This is a genomic window from Streptomyces fodineus (assembly GCF_001735805.1).
Taxonomy (GTDB): Bacteria; Actinomycetota; Actinomycetes; order Streptomycetales; family Streptomycetaceae; genus Streptomyces; species Streptomyces fodineus.
In genome coordinates, this window is sequence record NZ_CP017248.1 from 3,765,786 (window position 1) to 3,787,507 (window position 21,722).

Annotated in this window: 16 protein-coding genes and 1 pseudogene; 7 read left to right on the top strand and 10 right to left on the bottom strand. The window is 68.1% G+C overall.

The genetic code is table 11. The features are described 5' to 3' along the window. Positions 1–50: 50 nt before the first annotated feature. From BFF78_RS15440 to BFF78_RS15455, 4 genes are all read left to right on the top strand, one after another. The gene (locus tag BFF78_RS15440; protein WP_069778888.1) at positions 51–1,808 is read left to right on the top strand and encodes an ABC transporter substrate-binding protein; all 1,758 of its coding nucleotides are present in this window, start codon (positions 51–53) and stop codon (positions 1,806–1,808) included. A gap of 99 nt (positions 1,809–1,907) precedes the next feature. After that, on the top strand, positions 1,908–2,888 hold the full coding sequence (locus BFF78_RS15445; protein ID WP_069778889.1) for an ABC transporter permease: 981 nt from the start codon (positions 1,908–1,910) through the stop codon (positions 2,886–2,888). Between the two features lie 51 nt (positions 2,889–2,939). Next, positions 2,940–3,977 (top strand): ABC transporter ATP-binding protein, encoded by a 1,038-nt coding sequence (locus BFF78_RS15450; RefSeq protein ID WP_069778890.1) that lies wholly within the window; start codon positions 2,940–2,942, stop codon positions 3,975–3,977. Between the two features lie 26 nt (positions 3,978–4,003). Then, positions 4,004–5,047 carry an ABC transporter ATP-binding protein gene (locus BFF78_RS15455; protein ID WP_069778891.1) on the top strand — a complete coding sequence of 348 codons (1,044 nt, stop codon included), beginning with the start codon at positions 4,004–4,006 and terminating at the stop codon, positions 5,045–5,047. A 145-nt stretch (positions 5,048–5,192) separates the two neighbouring features. Here the strand turns inward: BFF78_RS15455 and BFF78_RS49750 are convergent. From BFF78_RS49750 to BFF78_RS15470, 3 genes and pseudogenes are all read right to left on the bottom strand, one after another. Continuing rightward, positions 5,193–6,467: pseudogene (locus BFF78_RS49750) on the bottom strand (transposase). A gap of 129 nt (positions 6,468–6,596) precedes the next feature. Continuing rightward, on the bottom strand, positions 6,597–7,502 hold the full coding sequence (locus tag BFF78_RS15465; protein WP_069778893.1) for a hypothetical protein: 906 nt from the start codon (positions 7,500–7,502) through the stop codon (positions 6,597–6,599). Positions 7,503–7,534: 32 nt separating this feature from the next. Next, on the bottom strand, positions 7,535–7,945 hold the full coding sequence (locus BFF78_RS15470) for an ATP-binding protein (protein WP_069778894.1): 411 nt from the start codon (positions 7,943–7,945) through the stop codon (positions 7,535–7,537). 189 nt (positions 7,946–8,134) lie between these two features. Between BFF78_RS15470 and BFF78_RS15475 the strand changes: the two genes are divergently transcribed. The 3 genes from BFF78_RS15475 to BFF78_RS15485 all read left to right on the top strand — a co-directional run bounded on the left by BFF78_RS15475 (position 8,135) and on the right by BFF78_RS15485 (position 10,009). Continuing rightward, positions 8,135–8,986 (top strand): helix-turn-helix domain-containing protein, encoded by an 852-nt coding sequence (locus BFF78_RS15475; RefSeq protein ID WP_069778895.1) that lies wholly within the window; start codon positions 8,135–8,137, stop codon positions 8,984–8,986. A gap of 2 nt (positions 8,987–8,988) precedes the next feature. Further along, positions 8,989–9,189 carry a DUF397 domain-containing protein gene (locus BFF78_RS15480; protein ID WP_069778896.1) on the top strand — a complete coding sequence of 67 codons (201 nt, stop codon included), beginning with the start codon at positions 8,989–8,991 and terminating at the stop codon, positions 9,187–9,189. Positions 9,190–9,253: 64 nt separating this feature from the next. Next, a complete protein-coding gene (locus tag BFF78_RS15485) occupies positions 9,254–10,009 on the top strand; it encodes a class I SAM-dependent methyltransferase (protein WP_069778897.1) in 756 nt (251 codons plus the stop codon). Between the two features lie 441 nt (positions 10,010–10,450). Here the strand turns inward: BFF78_RS15485 and BFF78_RS15490 are convergent, their stop codons facing one another. From BFF78_RS15490 to BFF78_RS15520, 7 genes are all read right to left on the bottom strand, one after another. After that, positions 10,451–11,578, bottom strand: a complete 1,128-nt coding sequence (locus BFF78_RS15490) for an ABC transporter ATP-binding protein (protein WP_069778898.1) — start codon at positions 11,576–11,578, stop codon at positions 10,451–10,453. A gap of 12 nt (positions 11,579–11,590) precedes the next feature. After that, a complete protein-coding gene (locus tag BFF78_RS15495) occupies positions 11,591–12,655 on the bottom strand; it encodes an ABC transporter ATP-binding protein (RefSeq protein WP_069778899.1) in 1,065 nt (354 codons plus the stop codon). Positions 12,656–12,665: 10 nt separating this feature from the next. Then, entirely contained in the window at positions 12,666–13,646 is a 981-nt protein-coding gene (locus BFF78_RS15500) for an ABC transporter permease (protein ID WP_069778900.1), read from the bottom strand. A gap of 87 nt (positions 13,647–13,733) precedes the next feature. Next, entirely contained in the window at positions 13,734–15,542 is a 1,809-nt protein-coding gene (locus BFF78_RS15505; protein WP_069778901.1) for an ABC transporter substrate-binding protein, read from the bottom strand. Positions 15,543–15,599: 57 nt separating this feature from the next. Then, positions 15,600–16,634, bottom strand: a complete 1,035-nt coding sequence (locus tag BFF78_RS15510) for an ABC transporter permease (protein WP_069778902.1) — start codon at positions 16,632–16,634, stop codon at positions 15,600–15,602. A 544-nt stretch (positions 16,635–17,178) separates the two neighbouring features. After that, complete coding sequence (gene typA, locus BFF78_RS15515; protein ID WP_069778903.1) at positions 17,179–19,086, bottom strand: translational GTPase TypA; 1,908 nt, start codon at positions 19,084–19,086, stop codon at positions 17,179–17,181. A gap of 153 nt (positions 19,087–19,239) precedes the next feature. Further along, a complete protein-coding gene (locus tag BFF78_RS15520; protein WP_193433662.1) occupies positions 19,240–21,495 on the bottom strand; it encodes an ABC transporter family substrate-binding protein in 2,256 nt (751 codons plus the stop codon). Between the last annotated feature and the right edge of the window lie 227 nt (positions 21,496–21,722).

The following is a 21,722-nucleotide window of genomic DNA, read 5'->3' on the forward strand; positions in this document are numbered from 1 at the left end:
CGTCCGGCTGGTCCCGACCCTCCGAATTGACCCGTATAGGCAGGCTCAGCATGTCCTTTTCCCGTAGAAACTTCCTGATCGCCACCGGTGTGGCCGCGGCCTCGACGACCGTGCTGAGCGCCTGCAGCAGCGGTGGCAAGAGCGCGACCGACAAGAGCATCCCGTCGGTCGCCAACGCCAAGACCATGAACATCCCGGTCGGCACCAAGGCCGACTCGACGGGCCCGGCCCCCGAGGTCCCGGGCGCGGTCAAGGGCGGGACGATCTACGGTCTCGACCAGTTCGACATGGACCACCTGGACCCGGCCCAGGTCTACGTCGCGACCGAGGGCGCCATCACCCGCCCGATCCTGCGCGGCCTGACCGGCTACAAGGTCGACGACAAGGGCGGCTGCACGCTCGTCGGCGACGTCGCCACGGACGCCGGCACCATGAAGGACGGCGGCAAGACCTGGTCGTTCACGATCAAGGACGGCATCAAGTGGGAGGACGGTTCCGACCTCTCCATGGACGACGTCCAGCACACCTTCGAGCGCCTCTTCGCCTCCTTCGTCACCGAGGGTCCGCGCTACGTCCAGCAGTGGCTGGTCGGCGGCGACAAGTACAAGGGCCCGTACGACGGCAAGCACCTCGACTCGGTGGAGATCTCCGGCAAGACGATCACCTTCCACCTCACCGAGCCGCGCGCCGACTTCAACTACACGCTCGCCATGCCGGGCTACGGTCTCGTGAACAAGAAGCACGACACCAAGGAGAAGTACGACAAGCGCCCGTTCGCGCTCGGCCCCTACATGATCGGTGACCGCCAGATCGGCAAGTCGCTGACCTACGTGCGCAACCCGCACTGGGACCCGAAGACGGACTCGATGCGCAACGCCTACCCGGACAAGTACGTCTTCCAGTTCGGCTTCGAGCTGGTCGCCTCCACCGACCGCTACATCGCGGACAAGGGTAACGACCAGTACACGGTGTCGATCTTCAACGAGGTCGCCCCCGAGCGCATCGCGCAGGTCATGACCAACGCCACGCTCAAGAAGCGCGTCCTCACCCAGATCGACACGGTCACCTACTACTGGCCGATCAACACCACGCGCATCAAGGACGTCAAGGTCCGCCAGGCCATCAACTACGCCTGGCCGCACCAGCAGATCCAGACCATCAACGGCGGCCCGGCCGCCAACGTGATCGCCAGCACCATCATGAGCCCGGTCACCCCCGGCTACCAGAAGTTCGACCTGTACGAGGCGACCACGAAGCCCGGTGGCGACCCGGACAAGGCGAAGGCCCTGCTGAAGGAGGCCGGCAAGCTCGGCCAGAAGCTGGTCATCGCCTACCAGCACTCCGACACCTCGGTGAAGATGGCCGTCGCCATCAAGAACGCGCTGGAGGCGGCCGGCTTCCAGGTCGTCAACAAGCAGGTCGACAAGTCGACCTTCTACACCCAGATCGGCAAGATCGACAACGGCTACGACCTGTTCGCGGCCGGCTGGAGCCCGGACTGGCCGAACGGCTACTCGGACTTCTACCCCTGCTTCAGCGGCAAGAACATCGGCGACGGCCGCAGCAACTACGCCCAGCTGAACGACCCGAGCGTCAACAAGGCGATCGACGCGGCAGCCGCGATCGCGGACGTCAACGCGGCCAACAAGGCCTGGGGCAACGTCGACCGCCAGATCATGGAGCTCGCGGCCTGCGTCCCGGACTACAACAAGATCCGCAACTGGATGTACGGCTCCAAGGTCGGCAACGTCGTCTACGACGCCGGCAACACCTGCGTCGCGCTCTGCAAGCTCTACGCCATGAAGTAAGCACGGCACAGATCCACCGGGGGCGGCCACGACCTGGCCGCCCCCTCCGGCCCACCCCCCGATCCCGGCGACGGCGCCCCGTCCGGAAAGTCACGCCCCATGTTCCGCTTCCTTGTCCGCCGAGTTCTCGGCGCGATGGTCATCTTGTTGATCATCAGTGCCGTCACCTTCTGGCTCTTCTACGCCATCCCGCGTGACCCCGCCATGATGTCGTGCGGCAAGAACTGCACGCCCGACATGCTCAAGCAGGTCCGGCACAACCTGGGCATCGACCACCCGGTCCCGGTCCAGTACTGGTACTGGCTGAAGGGCCTCTTCGTCGGACGCAGCTACGGCGACTTCGGCAACTGCAACGCGCCCTGCCTCGGTTACTCGTTCGCCAACCGCGAGCCCGTCCTCGGCACGATCCTGGACCGGCTCCCGCTGACCCTCTCGCTCGCCTTCGGCTCGGCCGTCGTCTTCCTCGTCTTCGGTGTCGGCACCGGCATGATCGCCGCGGTCAAGCAGGGCAAGTGGCAGGACAAGGTGGCCAGCTCGGCCTCGCTGATCGGCTCCTCGCTGCAGATCTACTTCGTCGGCTACATCGCGATGTACTTCCTCGTCGCGAAGCTCGGCGTCCTCGACAACCCGTCGTACACGCCCATCACCGACAACCCGCTCGACTGGGCCTCCGGCCTGCTGCTGCCGTGGCTGGTGCTGGCCCTGATCTGGACCGCCAACTACACCCGTATGACGCGGTCCCAGCTGGTCGAGACGCTGACCGAGGACTACGTCCGCACGGCCCGCGCCAAGGGTCTGTCCCGCCGCAACGTCTTCTTCCGGTTCGCCTGGCGTGGCGCCATGGGCCCGATCGTCACCATCTTCGGCATCGACCTGGGCACGCTCATCGGCGGCGCGATGATCACCGAGACGGTGTTCAGCCTCCAGGGCGTCGGCCGTCTCGCGGTGGACGCGGTCAACAAGAGCGACCTGCCCATGGTGCTCGGCGTGACGCTGCTGTCGGCGGGCGCGATCGTGCTCTTCAACATCGTCGTCGACGCCGTCTACGCCCTCATCGACCCGCGGATCCGGCTCGCCTGACCTCCGCCCCATCCCCGACCCCCTCGCATCACCCCCCTCAGGAGCGTCCCCGTGACGAGCACCGATCAGCAGCCGTTCCTCTCGATCAAGGACCTGAAGGTCCACTTCTCCACCGAGGACGGCGTCGTCAAGGCCGTCGACGGTCTCAGCTTCGACCTTGCCAAGGGCCAGACGCTCGGCATCGTGGGCGAGTCGGGCTCCGGCAAGTCGGTCACGAACCTGACGATCCTGGGCCTGCACGACCGCGACCGCACCGCCATCGAGGGGGAGATCCTCCTCGACGGCAAGGAACTGCTCACCGCCTCCGAGAGGGAGCTGGAGCAGCTGCGCGGCAACAAGATGTCCATGATCTTCCAGGACGCGCTGGCCTCGCTGTCGCCGTACCACACCATCGGCGCCCAGATCGGCGAGACCTACCGCAAGCACACGGGCTGCTCCAAGGCCGAGGCTCGCAAGCGTTCCATCGAGATGCTGCGGCGGGTCGGGATCCCGCAGCCGGACATGCGGGTCGACGACTATCCGCACCAGTTCTCCGGCGGTATGCGCCAGCGCGCGATGATCGCGATGGCGCTGGTCTGCGACCCCGAGCTGCTGATCGCCGACGAGCCGACCACGGCGCTCGACGTGACGGTGCAGGCCCAGATCATGGACCTCCTCAAGGACCTCCAGCAGGAGTTCGGCACCGCGATCATCTTCATCACGCACGACCTCGGCGTGATCGCGGACATCGCGGACGACGTGCTGGTGATGTACGGCGGCCGGTGCGTGGAGCGCGGCACCAAGCAGCAGGTGCTCCGGGCGCCGGACCACCCCTACACCCTCGGCCTGCTGAACTCGATGCCGAGCCTGAACGGCCCGGTGGACGTGCCGCTGACGCCGATCCCCGGAGCGCCGCCCTCGCTGCTCAACCCCCCGTCGGGCTGCCGCTTCCACCCGCGCTGCGCCTTCACGGAGAAGGTCGCGGGCGGGAAGTGCGCCAGCGACCGACCGCTGCTGGAGGTCGTGGAGGGCCGCGGTTCGGCCTGCCACCTCACCTCGGAGCAGAAGCAGGAACTCTTCGCCGACTTCGCCGCGACCCGGCACAACTGACGGACAGCAGACGGGACTTCACGACCATGAGCAACACAAACCCCCTCCTGGACGTCTCCGGACTCACCAAGCACTTCCCGATCAAGGGCGGCTTCCCGATCCGCCGTACGGTCGGCGCGGTGCAGGCCGTGGACGGGCTGGACTTCCAGGTGGCCGAGGGCGAGAGCCTGGGCCTCGTCGGCGAGTCGGGCTGCGGCAAGTCGACCACGGGCCGGCTGATCACGCGCCTGCTGGAGCCGACCGGCGGCAAGATCACCTACCGCGGGCAGGACATCACGCACGCGGGCCGCAAGGGGCTGGCGCCGATCCGCTCCGAGATCCAGATGATCTTCCAGGACCCGTACGCCTCGCTGAACCCGCGGCAGACGGTCGGCAAGATCATCTCCGGTCCGATGGAGATCAACGACATCAACCCGCCCGGGGGCCGCGAGAACCGGGTCCGCGAACTCCTGGAGATCGTGGGCCTGAACCCGGAGCACTTCAACCGCTTCCCGCACGAGTTCTCCGGCGGCCAGCGCCAGCGCATCGGCGTGGCCCGCGCACTCGCCCTGGAACCGAAGCTGATCGTCGCCGACGAGCCGGTCTCCGCCCTGGACGTCTCGATCCAGGCCCAGGTCGTCAACCTGCTCCAGAAGGTCCAGCAGGAGCTCGGGATCGCGTTCGTCTTCATCGCCCACGACCTCGCGATCGTGCGGCACTTCTCGCAGCGCGTGGCGGTCATGTACCTCGGCAAGATCGTGGAGATCGCCGACCGCGAGGACCTGTACGACAACCCACGCCACCCCTACACCCGGGCGCTGCTCTCCGCCGTCCCCGAGGCGACGGTGGACGAGGAGCCCCGCGAGCGCATCCGTCTCGTCGGCGACGTGCCCTCCCCGATCAACCCGCCCTCCGGCTGCCGCTTCCGCACCCGCTGCTGGAAGGCGACGGAGAAGTGCGCCTCCGAGGCCCCGCCGCTGGTCCAGGTGGACGGCAACAAGCCCGGCCACCTCACGGCCTGCCACTATCCTGAGACGGCGGACGCCATCCCGGCCCCCCGCCTCGCCAAGGACCCCGAGGCAGCGGCCTGACACACCCCTTTTCCGTCAGCCGCCCCTCGCGGAACGGACTTTCACCGGCCCATTGACCCGAGCCCATGATCGTCCGCTTCCAGGGAACGAAGGCCCGCGCCTCCCCAGGCGCGGGCCTTCTCCGTACCTAGGCCTAACTTGATCTTTAACCTGTGCGGCGGGGCTTCGGGGTAGTTGACCTCTTCTTTTGTCCCTGTGCTGGCTGTGTCTTCTTGGATGTGTGCACGTCGTGGCGGGGTGCAGGACGGGTGTTTGTTCGGCCCGCTGGTCGTCCGGGGCCGGGGCGGGTGGGTTTCGGTGCTCTGGCCGGGCAGGCGGTCTGTGGGCGGATGTGCCGGAAGTCGCGGCGGACACGCGCGCAAGTGAGCCTGTCCGGGGGACTGGGTTGCTCCCGGGGACGGCGCCGGTCGGCTGCGAGGGGGCGGGCGAGACGCAGTTGGGTGCAGGCGGCGAGGATCGGCCAGGTCCAGCGGTCGGCGGCCTCGGGTGTGCGGATCTTCGGGCAGGTCCAGCCGAGGGTCTGCTTGAAGAGGCGAAAGGTGTGCTCGATGTCGAAGCGCCGCAGGTAGGCCTGGCAGAGACGGTCGGCGTCTGCCGCAGTGGCGTCGGTGCCTGACCACCACAGCCGGACCGGCTTCGGTGTTGCGCCGCTGGGCAGGTGTCCGGTGTCCAGGCGGGGCACCGTCCCCTCGACGACCGGGAGAGTGCCGTCGGCGGTGGCCCAGGAGGAGCGGTGGGTGAGCCTGGGGTGCAGCAGGTCCCAGGAGCGGGTTCTGGCGGTGCCGTAAAGACGTGTGTCGGTGACAGTTTCGATGTCCGGGGCGCCCCGGGTATCGGGCTGTCCGGAGACGAATTCGCCGCCGTGCCGGGGTGGGCGGCCCATCGTGTGTGGCTGGCGGGGTGGAACAGCCCGGCGAGGGGCCCGGTCTGAGCGCATCCGGGCGAGCACCTGGACCGGCAGGTCTCTGAGCAGGAACGCAAGACGGGGTGTGTCGTATCCGGCGTCCGCGGTGACAAGAACGTCGGGGTCGCTCTCCTGTCACTGCCCGGCGGTGATCGGCCGGTGGAGCAGGTCACGCAGCTGCCGGGCTGTGACGGTGGCGTTGTCGTCCCCGGGGGGGCCAGGCGGAGCGCGTCCGAAGGCGCGGTCCGGGAACTGCGGCCCGGCTCGAGCGCGCAGATGATCGGGTACGGCCAGGGCAGGGACAGGGATGTGGTGGTCTGTGCCCCGGCCGTGGGTGTGAGACAGGATCCGCTGCGGTGAGGTGTGAGCATCGGGGCGTAGCCGGCAGGTGATGTCGATGGCCAGTACCAGCCGGCCGTCGACAGCCCGCGGCAGCGGCACCGCGGCCAGGGCCCGCCGCGGCCGGCCGGTATCGGCCCTGCCACAGGCGAGGACCCCAAGGCAGCGTCCTGACACACTCCCTTTCGTCGGCCGCCTCTCGCGGAACCGACTTTCACCAGCCCGTTGACCCGAGTCCCTGATCGTCCGGTTCCAGGGAACGAAGGCCCGCGTCTTCCCGGACGCGAGCCTTCGCCGTGGACCGGGTCAGGTCGCCGACTCCTCGCCGAACAGCTCCGTCGCGTCCGTGGCGTGTACGGCTCGCTGAGCCCAGGCCTCCAGCTGGTCGAGGTCCTTGCAGGTGACGACTTGCTCGCGGGCAGAATCGGGCACCGGGATCTTGCGCCATTCCAGGATGCGCAGGATCATCTCCTGGCGATCCTCGATACGGCCTTCTTCCCGGCCTTGCTCCCGCCCTTCTTCACGTACCTGCTCCGCGAGCGGGTGTCGCCAGAAGTACTGGATCGCGGTCATCAGGTCCCTCCACATCTGCTTCGCCTGGGGGTCGGCCAGGCAGGAGTCGACAAACTGCACGAAGACTGCGGCACTGTCCGTATCGATGGTCCGCAGGGCGGCGGCCAGGGACTCCAGTATGGCCGGAGCTTGCGGCCCACGCCCGTGTGTCATGGCCGAGAGCACCGCAAGGGGTACGTCCTTCTCGGCCTGCCGCTCGTCCGCGATCACCGGCACGTTGTCCGGACCCAGCACCAGCGGACGCACCGTCAGCGAGTGCCAGTCCCGGAAGCCGAACCGGATCGGACGCGAGGCCCACTCCGCTGTCCTACTGCTCTGTGTGATGACGATGAGCACCGGTTCGCAGCGGTACTTCTCGTAGAGGTAGGAGAGGTAGTAGGGCCGGCTACCCCGCTTCCGTTCGTCGACCTTGCCCTGCGATTCGACCACGAGGAGGTAGGTTCCCTCGTCCGTCTCCGCCCGCAGCAGCGTGTCCACCCGCCGCTCGACCGGTTCGATCTCGGTGAGATCCACATTCAGCGCCGCGATCTCCCGAGGTTCCGGGAACGGCACGTGCAAGACCTTCTGTAACGCCTTCGTCAGCAGCGTCGGATCCTTCTGGAAGATCCGGTGCAACGCCTCATGCGACGAGCCGACCATCAGCTCTCCTTTCCATCGCCGTGATCAACGAGCTACGCCGCCGCAAGTTCGCACCACACGTACTTCCCCCGGTCCCCGAACCGAGCCGTCGGCTGCCACCCCCAGTACTTCGCGCACGCCTTCACCAGCCCCAGCCGTCGCCCGTCCTCCAGCTCTCCCACCTGCTCCAGCGGACACGGAGGTTCGGGCGGGGCGGGGTCGTTGTCCCACGCCCCGATCCACACCATGCCCTCCGGGGTGCGGCGGACCCTGAGCGCGGCCGGCCCCTTGGTGTGCCGCACGGCGTTGGAAACCAGCTCCGTCGCCAGCAGTTCGGCGGTGTCCACCAGGCCGATCAGCCCGTGCAGGGTGAGGATCAGACGCAGGGTGCGGCGGCAGACGGTCACGGCTCTGAGGTCGTTCGGGATGTAGACCGTGTAGTCCCAGAACTCGTTTTCGGGCATGCGTTATCGACTCCGTTCGATGAGTGAGGTTTTCGCGCAGGACGGCATCGCCGCATCCGCGGCGCGGTTCCGTTGCGTGTGCGTCGCATCACCGACGGTATTTCCTAAACTTAGGAAGGTGCAAGCTGCTGCCGTATCCTGGGCCCCGAACGAGCGACACCCACAGGGCAGTTGCGACAGGAGGTAACGGTGCCGCCGAAGAGGCAGCTCACAGTCCGCAGGGTGCGGCTGGGCACCGAACTGCGCAGACTGCGCGAGGCGACAGGCATGAAGGCCCGCAAGGCAGCGGAGTTGCTCGGAGTCGACTCTGTGCAGATCAGCCAGATCGAGTCCGGTGTCGCCGGCGTGAGCGCCGAACGCGTACGACGACTAGCGGCTCGCTACGCCTGTACGGACAAGGCTTTGGTCGACGCGCTCGCAACCATGGCGACCGACCGGACACGTGGCTGGTGGGAGGAGTACCGAGGTCAGCTACCCCCGCCATTCCTGGACCTGCCCGAGCTGGAGCATCACGCCCGCTTCCGCTGGGACGTGGAGTTCCTGCATGTCCCCGGTCTCCTTCAGACTGCGGATTACGCACGGTCCCTCTTCTCCTACGTGAACCCTGAGTATCCACAGAGCGATGTCGGGCGGTGGGTAGATCACCGGATGAAGCGCAGGGTGATCATCGAGCGTCCGGACCCTGTCCCGTACGAGGCGGTGATCCACGAGGGGGCACTGCGCATCAGAGTCGGCGACCGATCCACAGCACGGGCCCAGCTCACCCGGGTGCTGGAAATCTCCGAAGCGGACCACGTCACCGTACGTGTCATCCCCTTCGACCTGGATGACTTCGGCGGGGCAGGAAGTGCGATGGTGTACGCGGGCGGCCCCGTCCCCAAGCTGGACACCGTGGTACGTGACGGCCCCAGCGGCCCTGTCTTCATCGATGACGAAGCCCAGCTCAACCGCTATCGAACGCTCTTCCGTAGGGTAGAGGCAGTGTCACTCGACCCCGACCGTTCGCGTGACTTCATTCACCGGCTGTCGAAGGAGCTGTGAGCATGCTGAACCCCGACACCTGGCGGAAGTCCTCCTTCTCCGGTGGCGGCCAGGGCGACGCCTGCGTCGAAGTCGCTGACCGGGACACCCACATAGCCATCCGCGATTCAAAAACCCCGGACAGAGCCACCCTCACCTTCCCCCCTACCGCCTTCATCCCCTTCATCCAATCCCTGAAGCACCCTCGCACCACCAAGAGTTGAAAGTCGCTCAAGAAGTGCGCCGGAACCTGACGCGCCGTTCAATATCGTGTGTCAAACTGCCGCGGTGGTAGATCTTGCGTTCACCGATCTCACGCTCGCCGGGCTCTACGACAGCCTCAACCCCTGGGGGCCGGGTGACGACTTCTACCTCGGTCTGGTGCTTCAGGCCCGCTCGGTGCTGGACATCGGGTGCGGCACCGGGCAGTTGCTGCGGCGGGCCCGCGCCGAGGGGCACCAAGGGCGGCTGATGGGGCTCGATCCGGCCGCCGCCATGCTCGTCCAGGCGCGGCGGGCCCGGGCGGACGTCGAGTGGGTGCTCGGGGACACCCAAGTGCGCTGCTGGGAGGGGGAGTTCGACCTCGTCGTCATGACCGGGCACGCCTTTCAGGAACTGGTCCAGGACGAGGAGATCCGGCGCTGTCTGCGGGCGGTGCGGGAAGCGCTCGCCGAGGGCGGCCGGTTCGTGTTCGAGACCCGCAATCCCGCCGCACGCGCCTGGGAGCGCTGGACCCCGGACCGCGTGCACGAGATCACCGCCGCCGACGGGACTGCGGTGCGGGTGTGGCACGAGGTCCAGGGCGACGGGCTCCGCGGGGGCCGGGTGCGGTTCACGGAGACCTACGAGAGCGAGGGCCGGCCGGCCCGGCAGGTGTGCCACAGCGTCCTGCGCTTCCTGGACGCGGAATCACTGGAGCACGCCCTGACCGAGGCCGGCCTCACGGTCGTAGAGCAGTACGGCGACTGGGGCCGGGGTCCGCTCACCCCCGCCAGCCCGGAGATCATCACCGTGGCCCGGCGCGCTCAGACCCCCACGCCCTGAACTCACCCACCACCGACAGCGGGTGGATCCCAGGAGATGGGAAACCAACGCCCGCGTACGCCCCGGCCCCGCAGGCCCACGGCCGACGGCCGACCGTGCACGAGCCCCACTGACGGCCCCGGCGCCTACGAACGGCCCGCGGGCGAACGGCTGCGCCGACGAGCGGCGCGCCGCGGGCGAGCGGTTGCGCCGACGGGCGGACGGGCGGGCGAGCAGTTGCGCGGGCGGGCGGGCGGGCGAACGGTTGCGCTGACGGGTGGCCGGGGCCGCGGGCGGGCGGTTTCGGTGGCCAAGGCCGCGGGCGAGCGGTTGCGCCGACGGACGGTCGGCCCGCAGCCCAGCCGTCCCACCCACAAACAGCCGACCCACGGCCGAGCCGTCGCGTCCACGGACAGCCGGTCCGCGCGCATCGCGGTCCGGCCCCGCCGGGAGCGCCCCGGGCTACGGCTGCTCCCCCGTGCCCTCCTCCAACGCCGCCAGTGCCGGGTCCAGGACGATGTCCTCGTCGCGGGCCTCGATCGTCGGTTCCTCCGGGAAGTGGCAGGCCGTCAGGTGGCCCTCGCGGTTGCCGGAGATCTGGACCAGCGGCGGTTCCTCCGTCGCGCACTTGTCCTGGGCCTTCCAGCAGCGGGTGCGGAAGCGGCAGCCGGAGGGCGGGGAGATCGGGGACGGGACGTCACCGGCCAGGCGGATGCGTTCGCGTCCCGCGGTGTCGTCCTGCGAGAGGTTCACCTCGGGGACGGCGGACAGCAGGGCGTGGGTGTACGGGTGGCGTGGCCGGGTGTAGATGGAGTCGCGGTCGCCCACCTCGATGATCTTGCCGAGGTACATCACGGCAACGCGCTGCGAGAAGTGCCGTACCACCGCCAGGTCGTGGGCGATGAAGAGGAACGCGATCCCGAGCTCCTCCTGGACCTTCTGGAGCAGGTTGACGACCTGGGCCTGGATCGAGACGTCCAGGGCGGAGACCGGCTCGTCGGCGACGATCAGCTTCGGTTCCAGGGCCAGTGCGCGGGCCACGCCGATGCGCTGGCGCTGGCCGCCGGAGAACTCGTGCGGGAAGCGGTTGAAGTGCTCCGGGTTCAGGCCCACGATCTCCAGGAGTTCGCGGACCCGCTTCTCCCGGCCGCCCTCCGGTTGGATGTCGTTGATCTCCATCGGGCCCGAGATGATCTTGCCGACCGTCTGCCGCGGGTTCAGCGACGAGTACGGGTCCTGGAAGATCATCTGGATCTCGGAGCGGATCGGGGCGAGTTCCTTGCGCGTCGCGTGGCTGATGTCCCGGCCGCGGTAGCTGATCGTGCCGCCGGTCGGCTCCAGCAGGCGCGTGATCAGCCGGCCCGTGGTCGACTTGCCGCAGCCCGACTCGCCGACCAGGCCGAAGCTCTCCCCCGCGTGCACGGTGATGTCGACGCCGTCCACGGCCTGCACGGCGCCGATCGTCCGGCGGATCGGGAAGCCGCCCTTGACGGGGAAGTGCTTGGTCAGCCCGGAGACCTCCAGCAGCGGCTCCCCGTCCGCGCCGGTGCCCTTGGCGCGCGGGGCCGACAGGACCATGTCCTCTGTCATGACAATGTCCTCCTAGCCCAGACGGGGCTTGATCTCTTCGATGAAGATGGTCTGCTTCTGTCCCTCGGTGAGATGGCACGCGGAGGCCCGGTCCGGCGCCAGCAGCGGGCGCTCGCCCACACAGCGGCCCGTGCCCTCGACCCGCTCCTGGTAGGTGCAGCGGGGGTGGAAGCGGCAGCCGGACGGCGGGTTGAGCAGCGAGGGCGGGGTGCCGGGGATCGGGGAGAGCTGGGCGCCGAGGTCGGAGTCCAGGCGCGGCATCGAGTTGAGCAGGCCCCAGGTGTACGGGTGCCGGGGCGAGCGCAGCACCTCGTCGGTCGTGCCCCGCTCCACCGCGCCGCCCGCGTACATCACCAAGATGTCGTCGGCCATGTCGGCGATCACCCCCAGGTCGTGGGTGATGAAGATGATGCCGGATCCGAACTCCTGTTGCAGGTCCTTGAGCAGATCGAGAATCTGCGCCTGGACCGTCACGTCCAGGGCCGTGGTCGGCTCGTCGGCGATCAGCAGGTCGGGGTCGCAGACCAGGGCCATGGCGATCATCGCGCGCTGGCGCATACCGCCGGAGAACTGGTGCGGGTAGTCTTTCGCCCGCTCCCTGGGGTTGGGGATGCCGACCTTGCCGAGCATCTCCACCACGCGCTCCCAGGCCTCCTTCTTGGAGGCGCCGGTGTGCTTCATGTACGGCTCGGCGATCTGCCGGCCGACGGTGTAGTACGGGGAGAGCGCGGTGAGCGGGTCCTGGAAGATCATGGCGACCTTGTTGCCGCGCAGCTTCTCCAGCTCCGACTCGCGGGCCGTGGTCAACTCCCGCCCGTCCAGCAGGATTTCGCCCTCGACCGTGGTGAACATGGGGTTGTGCAGGCCGAGGACGGTCAGGTTGGTCACCGACTTGCCCGAGCCGGACTCCCCCACGATGCCGAGCGTCCTGCCGCGCTCCAGGTCGAAGGACAGCCCGTCCACGGCTCGTACGACGCCGTCCTCGGTCCTGAAGCTGACGTGCAGGTCCCGCACCGAGAGCAGGGGGCCGGAACCGGCCGGGGTGGGAGCGCCGGCCTCCTTGGTCACAGTGGTCACGACAGTGCTCCTAGGACAGCCGCACGCGCGGGTCGATGAAGGCGTACGCGGCGTCGACGATGATGTTGAACAGCAGGATCATGCTGGCGGAGAAGAGCATCACGCCGAGCAGCAGCGGCAGGTCGCTGAAGAAGACGGACTGGACGGCGAGGTTGCCGAGCCCCGGCAGGCTGAAGGTGTACTCGGTGATGATGGCGCCGCCGAACAGCGAGCCGAGGTCGATGCCGAAGATGGTGACGATCGGGATCAGCGAACCGCGCCAGGCGTAGCGGAAGAAGACGTAGGCGCGGGACATGCCCTTGGCCCGCGCGGTCCGCACGTGTTCCTCCTGGAGCTGTTCGATCATCGAGGAGCGCGCCATACGGGTGTACTGCGCGGCGAAGATCGTGGAGAGGATCACCCAGGGGATGATCAGGCCGGTGAACCAGCCGGCGGGGTCGTGGGTGATCTCGTTGTAGGCGGGCTTGTCGAACCAGTGGGTCTGGTAGACGAGGATCGCCAGGGCCAGCGGGCCGAGGAAGTAGATCTGCAGCGAGCTGATCACCATGGCGGCGGCGGTGGCCGTCTTGTCGATCAGCGTGCCGCGCCGCCAGGCGGCGAGCAGGCCGGTGCCGAGGCCGACGAACAGGAAGCACACGGCCGCGCCCAGGGTGAGCGAGACGGTGGTGGGCAACCGGTCCATCAGCGTGGCCCAGACCTGCTCGTTGGTGTGGTACGAGTACCCGAAGCACGGGGCGGGGCAGGGCCCCTGGGCGAACTGGTCGCTGCCCAGGAACAGGTTGTGCAGGAAGATCCAGTACTGCTCGGTGAGGGGTTTGTCCAGGCCGAGCACATGGTGGATGTTCGCGATGCTGGCCGGGTTGCAGGTCTTGCCGCACATCATCAGCGCCGGGTCCCGGGGCACCCCGAAGAACAGCACGAACGTGACGATGCTCAGCAGGAACAGAATGACGACGGCACCGATGATCCGGCGGACGAGGAAGCGCAGCATGACAGGGCAGCTCTCAGACGTCGGCGGCCTTGGCGGTGCCCGGCGCGCCCCTTGTGCGGGAGCGCGCCGGGTACCGGACGGGGACGGTTACTTGATGAAGAGGCGACGCGGGTCGACGCCGCCGATCACGTCGTCGTAGACGAGGCCGCCGACCTTGGAGCCGGCGATCTGGGTCTGCTTGTAGTACGCGGTCGGGACGACGTTGACGCTGTCCTTCACGATGTACTGGTCGAGCTTCTCCCACTCGGCGGCGGACTTGACCGGGTCGGTGATCTTGTTGATCCGGTCGATCTCGCTGTTGATCTTCGGGTCGTTGACCTGCGAGTAGTTCTGCGCACCGTCGGCGATCACGCGGCCGTCGTACAGCGGCGGGAGCACGGTCAGGGCGGAGGGCCAGTCGGCGCCCCACGCGGTGTGGAAGATGTCGTAGTTGTTGTTCAGCTTGGAGACCTGGTCGTAGTAGGTCTCGGCCGGGATCTCCTGGCGCTGGACGTTGAAGCCGGCCTTCTGCAGGCCCGCCGCCATGGCGGTGGAGTACTGCTGGCCCTCGGGGGTGTTGATGTAGCCGAAGGTCAGCTTCATGTTGAGCTTGCCGGCCTTCTTCAGCAGTTCCTTGGCCTTCGCCGGGTCACCGGCGGGCATCTTCTTCTTGCCCCACGGGTCGAAGGAGGGGTCGTAGCCGGAGACGGTCGGGGAGATCAGGCCGCCCGCGACCTCCATGGCGTCGGTGCCGCCGTAGGCGCGCACGAACGGGGTGATGGGCAGGGCGTAGGCGATGGCCTCGCGGACCGTCTTGTCCTTCATGGCCGGGTGGCTCATGTTGATGTTCATCTGGCCGACGTACGGCTGGTAGCCGGAGACCGTGCGGGACTTCAGCTTCGGGTCCTTCAGGACCTGGGACAGGTTGCCCGCGTCGACCTGGTTGTTGAAGCTGACGCCGGTCTGGTCGGCGCCGCTGTCGGCGAGCAGGGCCTTGGTGGAGTTCTCGAACTGCTGGTTGAACGTGATGTTGAACTGGTCCACGTACTGGTGCCGGATCGGGTCCGTCTTCGGGTCCCAGTTGGGGTTCTTGACCAGCACCATCGACTTGCCGGACTTGAAGGACTGGATCTTGTACGGGCCGGTCACCAGCGGTGCCTTGTCGTACTTCTCCTTGGTGTCGCCCTTCTGCGAGACGACCGCGTAGCCCGACATGGCCAGTGCGTAGGGCAGGTCGGGGTGCGGGGTCTTGAAGTGGAAGACGATGGTTTTGTCGTCCGGTGTCTCCAGGACGGAGTCGGGCAGGTGCTTGCCCTTGTACGGACCGTCCGGCAGCAGCTTGCGGTAGGTGGCGCCGGAGGTGTCGGCCAGCCACTGCTGGATGTAGGTGGGGCCCTGGTTGATGAACGGCGCGAAGAGCCGCTCGAAGGTCTGCCGGAAGTCCTTGGACGTGATCGGTGTGCCGTCCTGGAACTTGATGCCGTCCTTGAGCGTGTACTTCCAGGTCTTGCCGCCGTCGGTGGTGGTGCCGGAGTCGGTGGCGAGGTCGCCGACCACCTCGTGCTTGCTGCCGTCGTCGCTCGTGGCCTTGTAGCCGGTCAGTCCTCTGTGCAGCAGCTGCGCGACCGACATCTGGTCGGAGACGTATATCTGACCCGGGTCGAGGTGCGCGTACGAGTCCCGCTGCAGCACCTCCATGGTGCCGCCGGACTTGGCGCCGGGCACGGGGGTCGCCGGGCCGGTGGACTCGGCCGCGTTGCCGAACTTGATCGAGGCCTGCTGGCGTTTGGCGTCCTGCTGGTCCTTCTTGCCGTTGCCGCCGGAGTCGCTGCCGCCCTTGCTGCAACCGGTGAGCACGAGAGCTCCGGCGGCGAGCACGGAGAGCGCGGCGTATGCGTGGCGTCCGCCCCTACTCATCACGAAATTCCCACCCATCTTTGAAGACTGACGTTTCGTGTGGTTGACGTGCTGCGGTCAGCGCGCGGTCTTGGGATCGAAGGCGTCTCTGACCGAGTCCCCGAGCAGGTTGAACGCGACGACGAAGATGATCATCGATACGCCGGGGAAGAACATGTAGGTGATGTCGTTCTCCATCACCAGCTGGGTGGACGCCTTGGAGAACATCTGCCCCCAGTCCGGCGTCGGTTCGACGATGCCGACACCCAGGTAGGACAAACCGGCCTCGGCCGTCACGAAGTTGGGCAGCAGATACGTCGACTGCACCAGCAGCGGGGTGACGACGTTCGGCAGGATCTCCTTGCGGATGATCCGCCACGACGAGGCACCGCTGACCCGGGCCGCCTCGATGAACTCCCGCTCCCGCAGGGCGAGTGCGGTGCCGCGCAGGATACGGCCGAGCCCCATCCAGCCCAGGAACCACTGGACGATGATCAGGGCCACCACCCGGACATAGGTGGGGGTCTCGTCGCGGGGACTGACGAACAGGGACACCACGACCGGCATGCTCGCGATGAAGAACAGCTGCGCGGGGAAGGCGAGCAGGAAGTCGATGACCCGGCCGATGAAGTAGTCGGTCCTGCCGCCGAGATAGCCGGCCGCGACGCCCAGAAGGATGCCGGTCACGACGACGGCGACGGTGACGGCGACCGAGATCATCAGCGAGGTGCGGATGCCGTAGACCAGCTTGGTGAAGACGTCGTAGCCGTTGCCGGGTTCGAGGCCGAACCAGAAGTCGCTGCTGATACCGCCGTTGGGCTGCACCGGCACGCCGGCGCTGTCGAAGAGGTCCGGCCGCTCGTCCGCGTACACCGTGTACGGGTTCTTGCCGTACAGCTTGGCGATCAGCGGGGCGGTCAGGCCGACCAGGAAGAAGAAGCCCACGACGTAGGCCGAGATCACGCCGGTGCGGTCGCGCCTGAAGCGCAGCCACATCAGCTGGCCGGGAGACCGGCCTTCGAGCTTGACGGCTTCGCCCTTCGCCTCCGGCCCTGGTTCGCCGTCGACGACGACCGAAGTCCCGCCGCCCTCAATGTCGATAGGACTTGTCACGGTTCGTCCGTTTCACAGGTATGAGTGTGAGTGGTGTCCGGGTACTCCGAGAGCGCGCGAAACCGCAGCCGGACGCGCGTAGTTCTACGACCTGGTCACACTGCCGGAAGCGACGAACCGATCCGCCTGGTGCTCGTGACACCGCGCATGGAGGTTCCTCCTCATGACTTCACGTGTTCACCAACAGAAGAGGGTTTCCGTCCATCCCTCGACACCCCTGACGAAGGATCAGACACCCCCTGGTGCTCGTGAGTCGGCGCACTGTCCCCACAGTGCGAGACCCATTGACCCGAGCGCTACGCGGCTAACTATCTGCCATGGGTCGACCACCGACCACTGCCCGCAGATCTCAATTCAGTCACGGCTTGCGGCTAGACCTTCCAAAATCTGGACAAACTGTTCGACGGAAGAAGGCGCGAAACGGACTTGTTACTTGGCTATCGGGCAGGGATCTCCGCATGTCGGACAAACGGCCCGCGAAAATGGGTTGCAAAAAGCCCGGGTCCCCCCATCCTGGGGGCACCCGGGCTCAACAGCCGGTGGATCAGCCGTGCTTGGCGCGGCTCGCGGCGCGGGCCCGCTCGCGCTGGTCGAGGTTCACCTTGCGGATGCGAACGGCCTCCGGGGTCACCTCGACGCACTCGTCGTCACGGCAGAACTCCAGCGACTGCTCCAACGACAGCTTGCGCGGCGGCACGATCGACTCCGCCACGTCGGCCGTCGAGGACCGCATGTTGGTGAGCTTCTTCTCCTTGGTGATGTTGACGTCCATGTCGTCGGAGCGGGAGTTCTCACCGACGATCATGCCCTCGTACACCTCGGTGCCCGGCTCCACGAAGAGCACGCCGCGCTCCTGGAGGTTCGTCATCGCGAACGCGGTGACCACGCCGGCGCGGTCGGCGACCAGCGAGCCGTTGTTACGGGTCTGCAGCGCGCCGAACCAGGGCTCGTGGCCCTCGTGGATGGAGTGGCCGATGCCGGTGCCGCGGGTCTGGGTCAGGAACTCGGTGCGGAAACCGATCAGACCGCGGGACGGCACGACGAACTCCATGCGCACCCAGCCGGAGCCGTGGTTGGACATGTTGTCCATCCGGCCCTTGCGGACACCCATGAGCTGCGTGACCGCGCCCATGTGCTCCTCGGGCACGTCGATCGTCATGCGCTCGACCGGCTCGTAGACCTTGCCGTCGACGTCCTTGGTGACCACCTGGGGCTTGCCGACGGTGAGCTCGTAGCCCTCCCGGCGCATGGTCTCGACCAGGATGGCGAGCGCCAGCTCACCACGGCCCTGGACCTCCCAGGCGTCCGGACGCTCGGTGTCCAGCACGCGCAGCGAGACGTTACCGATCAGCTCGCGGTCGAGCCGGTCCTTCACCTGCCGGGCGGTGACCTTGCGGTCCTTCACGGCCGCCTTGGCGTCCGCGCCCTTGCCGGTGCCGCCGCGGCCGACCAGCGGGGAGGTGTTCGTGCCGATCACCATGGAGATCGCGGGCTCGTCGACCGTGATCAGCGGCAGCGGGACGGGGTTCTCGGTGTCCGCGAGGGTCTCGCCGATCATGATGTCGGGGATACCGGCGACGGCGCAGATGTCACCCGGGCCGGCCTTCTCCGCCGGCTTGCGGGTGAGCGCCTCGGTCATCATCAGCTCGGAGATGCGGACGTTGCTGACCGAGCCGTCGCGCTTGATCCAGGCGACGGTCTGGCCCTTGCGCAGCTCGCCCTGCTCGACGCGGAGCAGCGCGATACGGCCGAGGAAGTTGTCGGCGTCGAGGTTGGTGACGTGGGCCTGGAGCGGCGCGTCCTCCTCGTACGTCGGGGCCGGGATGTGCTCCAGGATCGTGGAGAAGAACGGCTCCAGGCTGGTGGAGTCGGCCGGGACCGTGCCGTTCTCCGGCTTGGTCAGCGAGGCGACGCCGTCCCGGCCGCAGGCGTAGACGATCGGGAACTCGATCTGCTCCTCGTCCGCGTCCAGGTCCAGGAAGAGGTCGTAGGTCTCGTTGACGACCTCGTCGATGCGGGAGTCCGGGCGGTCCGTCTTGTTGATGCACAGGATCACGGGCAGCCGCTGCTGGAGGGCCTTGCGCAGCACGAAGCGGGTCTGCGGCAGCGGGCCCTCGGAGGCGTCCACCAGCAGCACGACGCCGTCGACCATCGACAGACCGCGCTCGACCTCGCCGCCGAAGTCGGCGTGGCCGGGGGTGTCGATGATGTTGATGGTGATCGGGTCCCCGCCGTCCTTGGGGTGGTACTTCACCGCCGTGTTCTTGGCGAGGATCGTGATGCCCTTCTCACGCTCCAGGTCGTTCGAGTCCATCATGCGGTCGTCGACCGAGTCGAGCTGGTGGGCGGCGAACGCGCCGGCCTGCTTCAGCATGCCGTCGACGATGGTGGTCTTGCCGTGGTCGACGTGAGCGACGATGGCGACGTTGCGGATGTCGTGGCGCGTGGCCATAAGTTGCCGTACTCCCGGAGTGTGAGGATTGCCCTGCGCGGACGTCTGTGTCGCGCGGACCCTGCCGGGCTGGACACGCCACGGCCTCACCCCATCGTACGTGGCCCCGAGAGAGTCGGCCTCCTCAGGGCCATGTGATCATCTCCGCCGAGGTCAGTTCTTGGGACTTGCGGAGGCCTTCGCGCCCTTCTTCAGAAAGCCCATGTCCTCGTAGACCGGCGTCTGGAATCCGAACGCCCCGGCGTTGACCAGATTCCTCCGCGCCCCCACCAGCTGAGGCCGCTGATACAGCGGAATCGACCCGGCCGCGGCCCAGATCCTGGAGTCCGCCCTGCGGATCAGCGAGACCGCCTCGCCCTCGTCCAGCGTCGCCGCGGCCTGGTCGAAGAGCTGGTCGACCTGGTCGGTCCCCACCCGCGTGTAGTTCTGCTCGACGTTCACCGACCCGTCCGCCGCCGGCACCGGCTTCGCGTACACCGGCCGGTCGTCCGTCGCCGGGAACGCGGAGGACGGCCACGAGTACAGCGAGAGGTCGTAGTCGCCGGAGGCGATGTGGTCCTTGAAGTAGCTCTCGTCCGGCACCTTGGTGATCGTCGTCCGGATGCCGACCCGCTCCAGCATGGCCGAGATCCGCTCGGCGACCGAGTACAGCGTCCGGGAGCCGGAACCCGAGGGCAGCACGAAGCGAAGCAGCAGCGGCTTGCCGTCCTTGGCGAGCGGTGCCGTCGGAGGGGCGCCCGGCGCGGCGGTCCCCTTGGGTGCGTAGGCGCCCGGCGCGCCCCCGTGCTCGCCCTGCTGGGCCAGGTGCCGGTCGCCGCCGTCCCCCCGGCCGCCGCTCTTGTTGTCGTCGTTGTTGTCGCTGCTGTCGCTGTTCTCGTTGTTCTGGCTGTTCTGGTTGTTCTGGTTGTCCTCGCCGACGATGTACTGGCCGTCCCTGCCGCCGTCGGACTTGTCCCCCCGGCCGCCCTTGTGACTCTTGTCGCTCTGGGGGCCGGCCGCCTTCTGGCCCTTCTTCTTCTGCTGCTGCTCCTTGATCGGGCCGCCGGGCACCCAGCCGGCGTCGGCGAGCAGCGCCTCGGCCTCCTTGGTGTCCTGGCCGCCGATCGCACTGCTGTTGTCGGCGTAGGCGGGCTGCCCGGACAGGGCGAGGTGGCTGCCGACCGGGACGGCGGGCAGGCCCAGCGGGGTGAGCACCAGCTTGGCCAGCTCCTTGCGGTCCAGGGCGCGGGCGACGGCCCGGCGGACGCGCTCGTCGGCGAGGGGGCCCTCGGAGCCGTTCAGGGCCAGCTGGGTGTAGGAGGGCTCCAGGGACTTGCGGACCTCGAAGTCGCGCAGCGCCTGCTGCTCGTCCAGGTACGTGGCGATGGCCGTGCGCAGCTTCTTCTGGCCGGCCTTGGCCCTGTCGCGGTCGAAGCCGTGCGCGAGCGCCCAGGCGCGCAGCTTCTTCACCGAGGTCCGGCCGGCGCCCTGCAGCGGGTTCACGGTGTTGCGGGCGGCGAGCCCGATCCGCTCGGCGTCGGCGGGCTCGATGTCGGCGAGGTCCACGCTGCCGTCGGCGAGCGCCTCGGCCCGCTTGTCGCGGGGTACGGCGTGCAGCACGATCTGGGACAGCTTGGCGGGCCTGCCCCACCAGCGCGGATTGCGGGTGAGGACGACGTCCTTCCGGGCGGTGTCGACCTTGTCCAGCGTGAAGGGTCCCGCGGTGACCTTCAGCTTGCGGCGGGCGCCGTCGTTGAAGGCGTCCGGGGCGCCCATGACGTCCTTCGGGTACAGCGGGGAGAACAGCGACTTCCAGTCGGCGTAGGGGCGGGAGAAGGTGACCCGCACCTGGAGGTCGCTGGCGCCGCGCTCGATCTTCTCGATGCGGTCGTAGCCCGCGTTGCGGGCGGTCCAGTAGGCGCTGTTCTTGCCGGACAGGGCGCGCCACTGGGCGAGGAAGTCGGCGGCGCCGATCTCCCGGCCGTCGCTCCAGACGGCCTGCTGGTTCAGTTTGTACAGCACGACCTGGCGCGGCTCGGTCTCGATGACCTTGGCCGACTCCAGGAAGGCGGGGTTGGGCACGGGCCGGCCGCCGGCGTCGAGCCGGAACAGGGACGGCAGCACGGCCTGGGCGATACGGCTGGTGCCGGTGTCGGCGTCGGCCTGGAAGGTGTTCAGGGTCTGGGGGACGGCGTCGACGGCCCACTTCAGGGTGCCGCCCTCGGCGACCAGGTCACGGCCGGCCGGGAGGATGTCCTGCGCGGCGAGCGGCTTGCTGACCTCGTCGTCGGAGCCGCAGCCGGCGAGGCACGGCATCGCGAGCGCGCCGGCGGCGAGCAGGGCGGTGGCGCTGCGCCGGCGGCGCCGGGAGGTGCCGTCCGTCGTCCGCGGCGCCGTCGTGGCCGAGCACGCCCCGCGGCGGAGCCGCATGTCGATACCGCCCCATGCCCCTTCGGGGTGCTGCCGAACGTCGTACATCTCTGCTACCTCCGGGGCGCCATGAGCGTTATGATCACGTTTGGCGGTATATGGAGCTCATCAGACCTATGCGGCCCACTGAAGAGGAAAGGATCCGGCCACAGCGGGCGACACGGCGACGACGGGCGGTAACCCCACCCGTGCGGCCCAACGCACCGCGAGATACACCCGTACGCCTC

Coding starts and splice junctions, on each gene's coding strand:
- BFF78_RS15440 (WP_069778888.1), top strand. CDS start 51: ATGTCCTTTTCCCGTAGAAACTTCCTGATCGCCACCGGTGTGGCCGCG.
- BFF78_RS15445 (WP_069778889.1), top strand. CDS start 1,908: ATGTTCCGCTTCCTTGTCCGCCGAGTTCTCGGCGCGATGGTCATCTTG.
- BFF78_RS15455 (WP_069778891.1), top strand. CDS start 4,004: ATGAGCAACACAAACCCCCTCCTGGACGTCTCCGGACTCACCAAGCAC.
- BFF78_RS15465 (WP_069778893.1), bottom strand. CDS start 7,502: ATGGTCGGCTCGTCGCATGAGGCGTTGCACCGGATCTTCCAGAAGGAT.
- BFF78_RS15470 (WP_069778894.1), bottom strand. CDS start 7,945: ATGCCCGAAAACGAGTTCTGGGACTACACGGTCTACATCCCGAACGAC.
- BFF78_RS15480 (WP_069778896.1), top strand. CDS start 8,989: ATGCTGAACCCCGACACCTGGCGGAAGTCCTCCTTCTCCGGTGGCGGC.
- BFF78_RS15490 (WP_069778898.1), bottom strand. CDS start 11,578: ATGACAGAGGACATGGTCCTGTCGGCCCCGCGCGCCAAGGGCACCGGC.
- BFF78_RS15500 (WP_069778900.1), bottom strand. CDS start 13,646: ATGCTGCGCTTCCTCGTCCGCCGGATCATCGGTGCCGTCGTCATTCTG.
- BFF78_RS15505 (WP_069778901.1), bottom strand. CDS start 15,542: ATGAGTAGGGGCGGACGCCACGCATACGCCGCGCTCTCCGTGCTCGCC.
- typA (WP_069778903.1), bottom strand. CDS start 19,086: ATGGCCACGCGCCACGACATCCGCAACGTCGCCATCGTCGCTCACGTC.
- BFF78_RS15520 (WP_193433662.1), bottom strand. CDS start 21,495: ATGCGGCTCCGCCGCGGGGCGTGCTCGGCCACGACGGCGCCGCGGACG.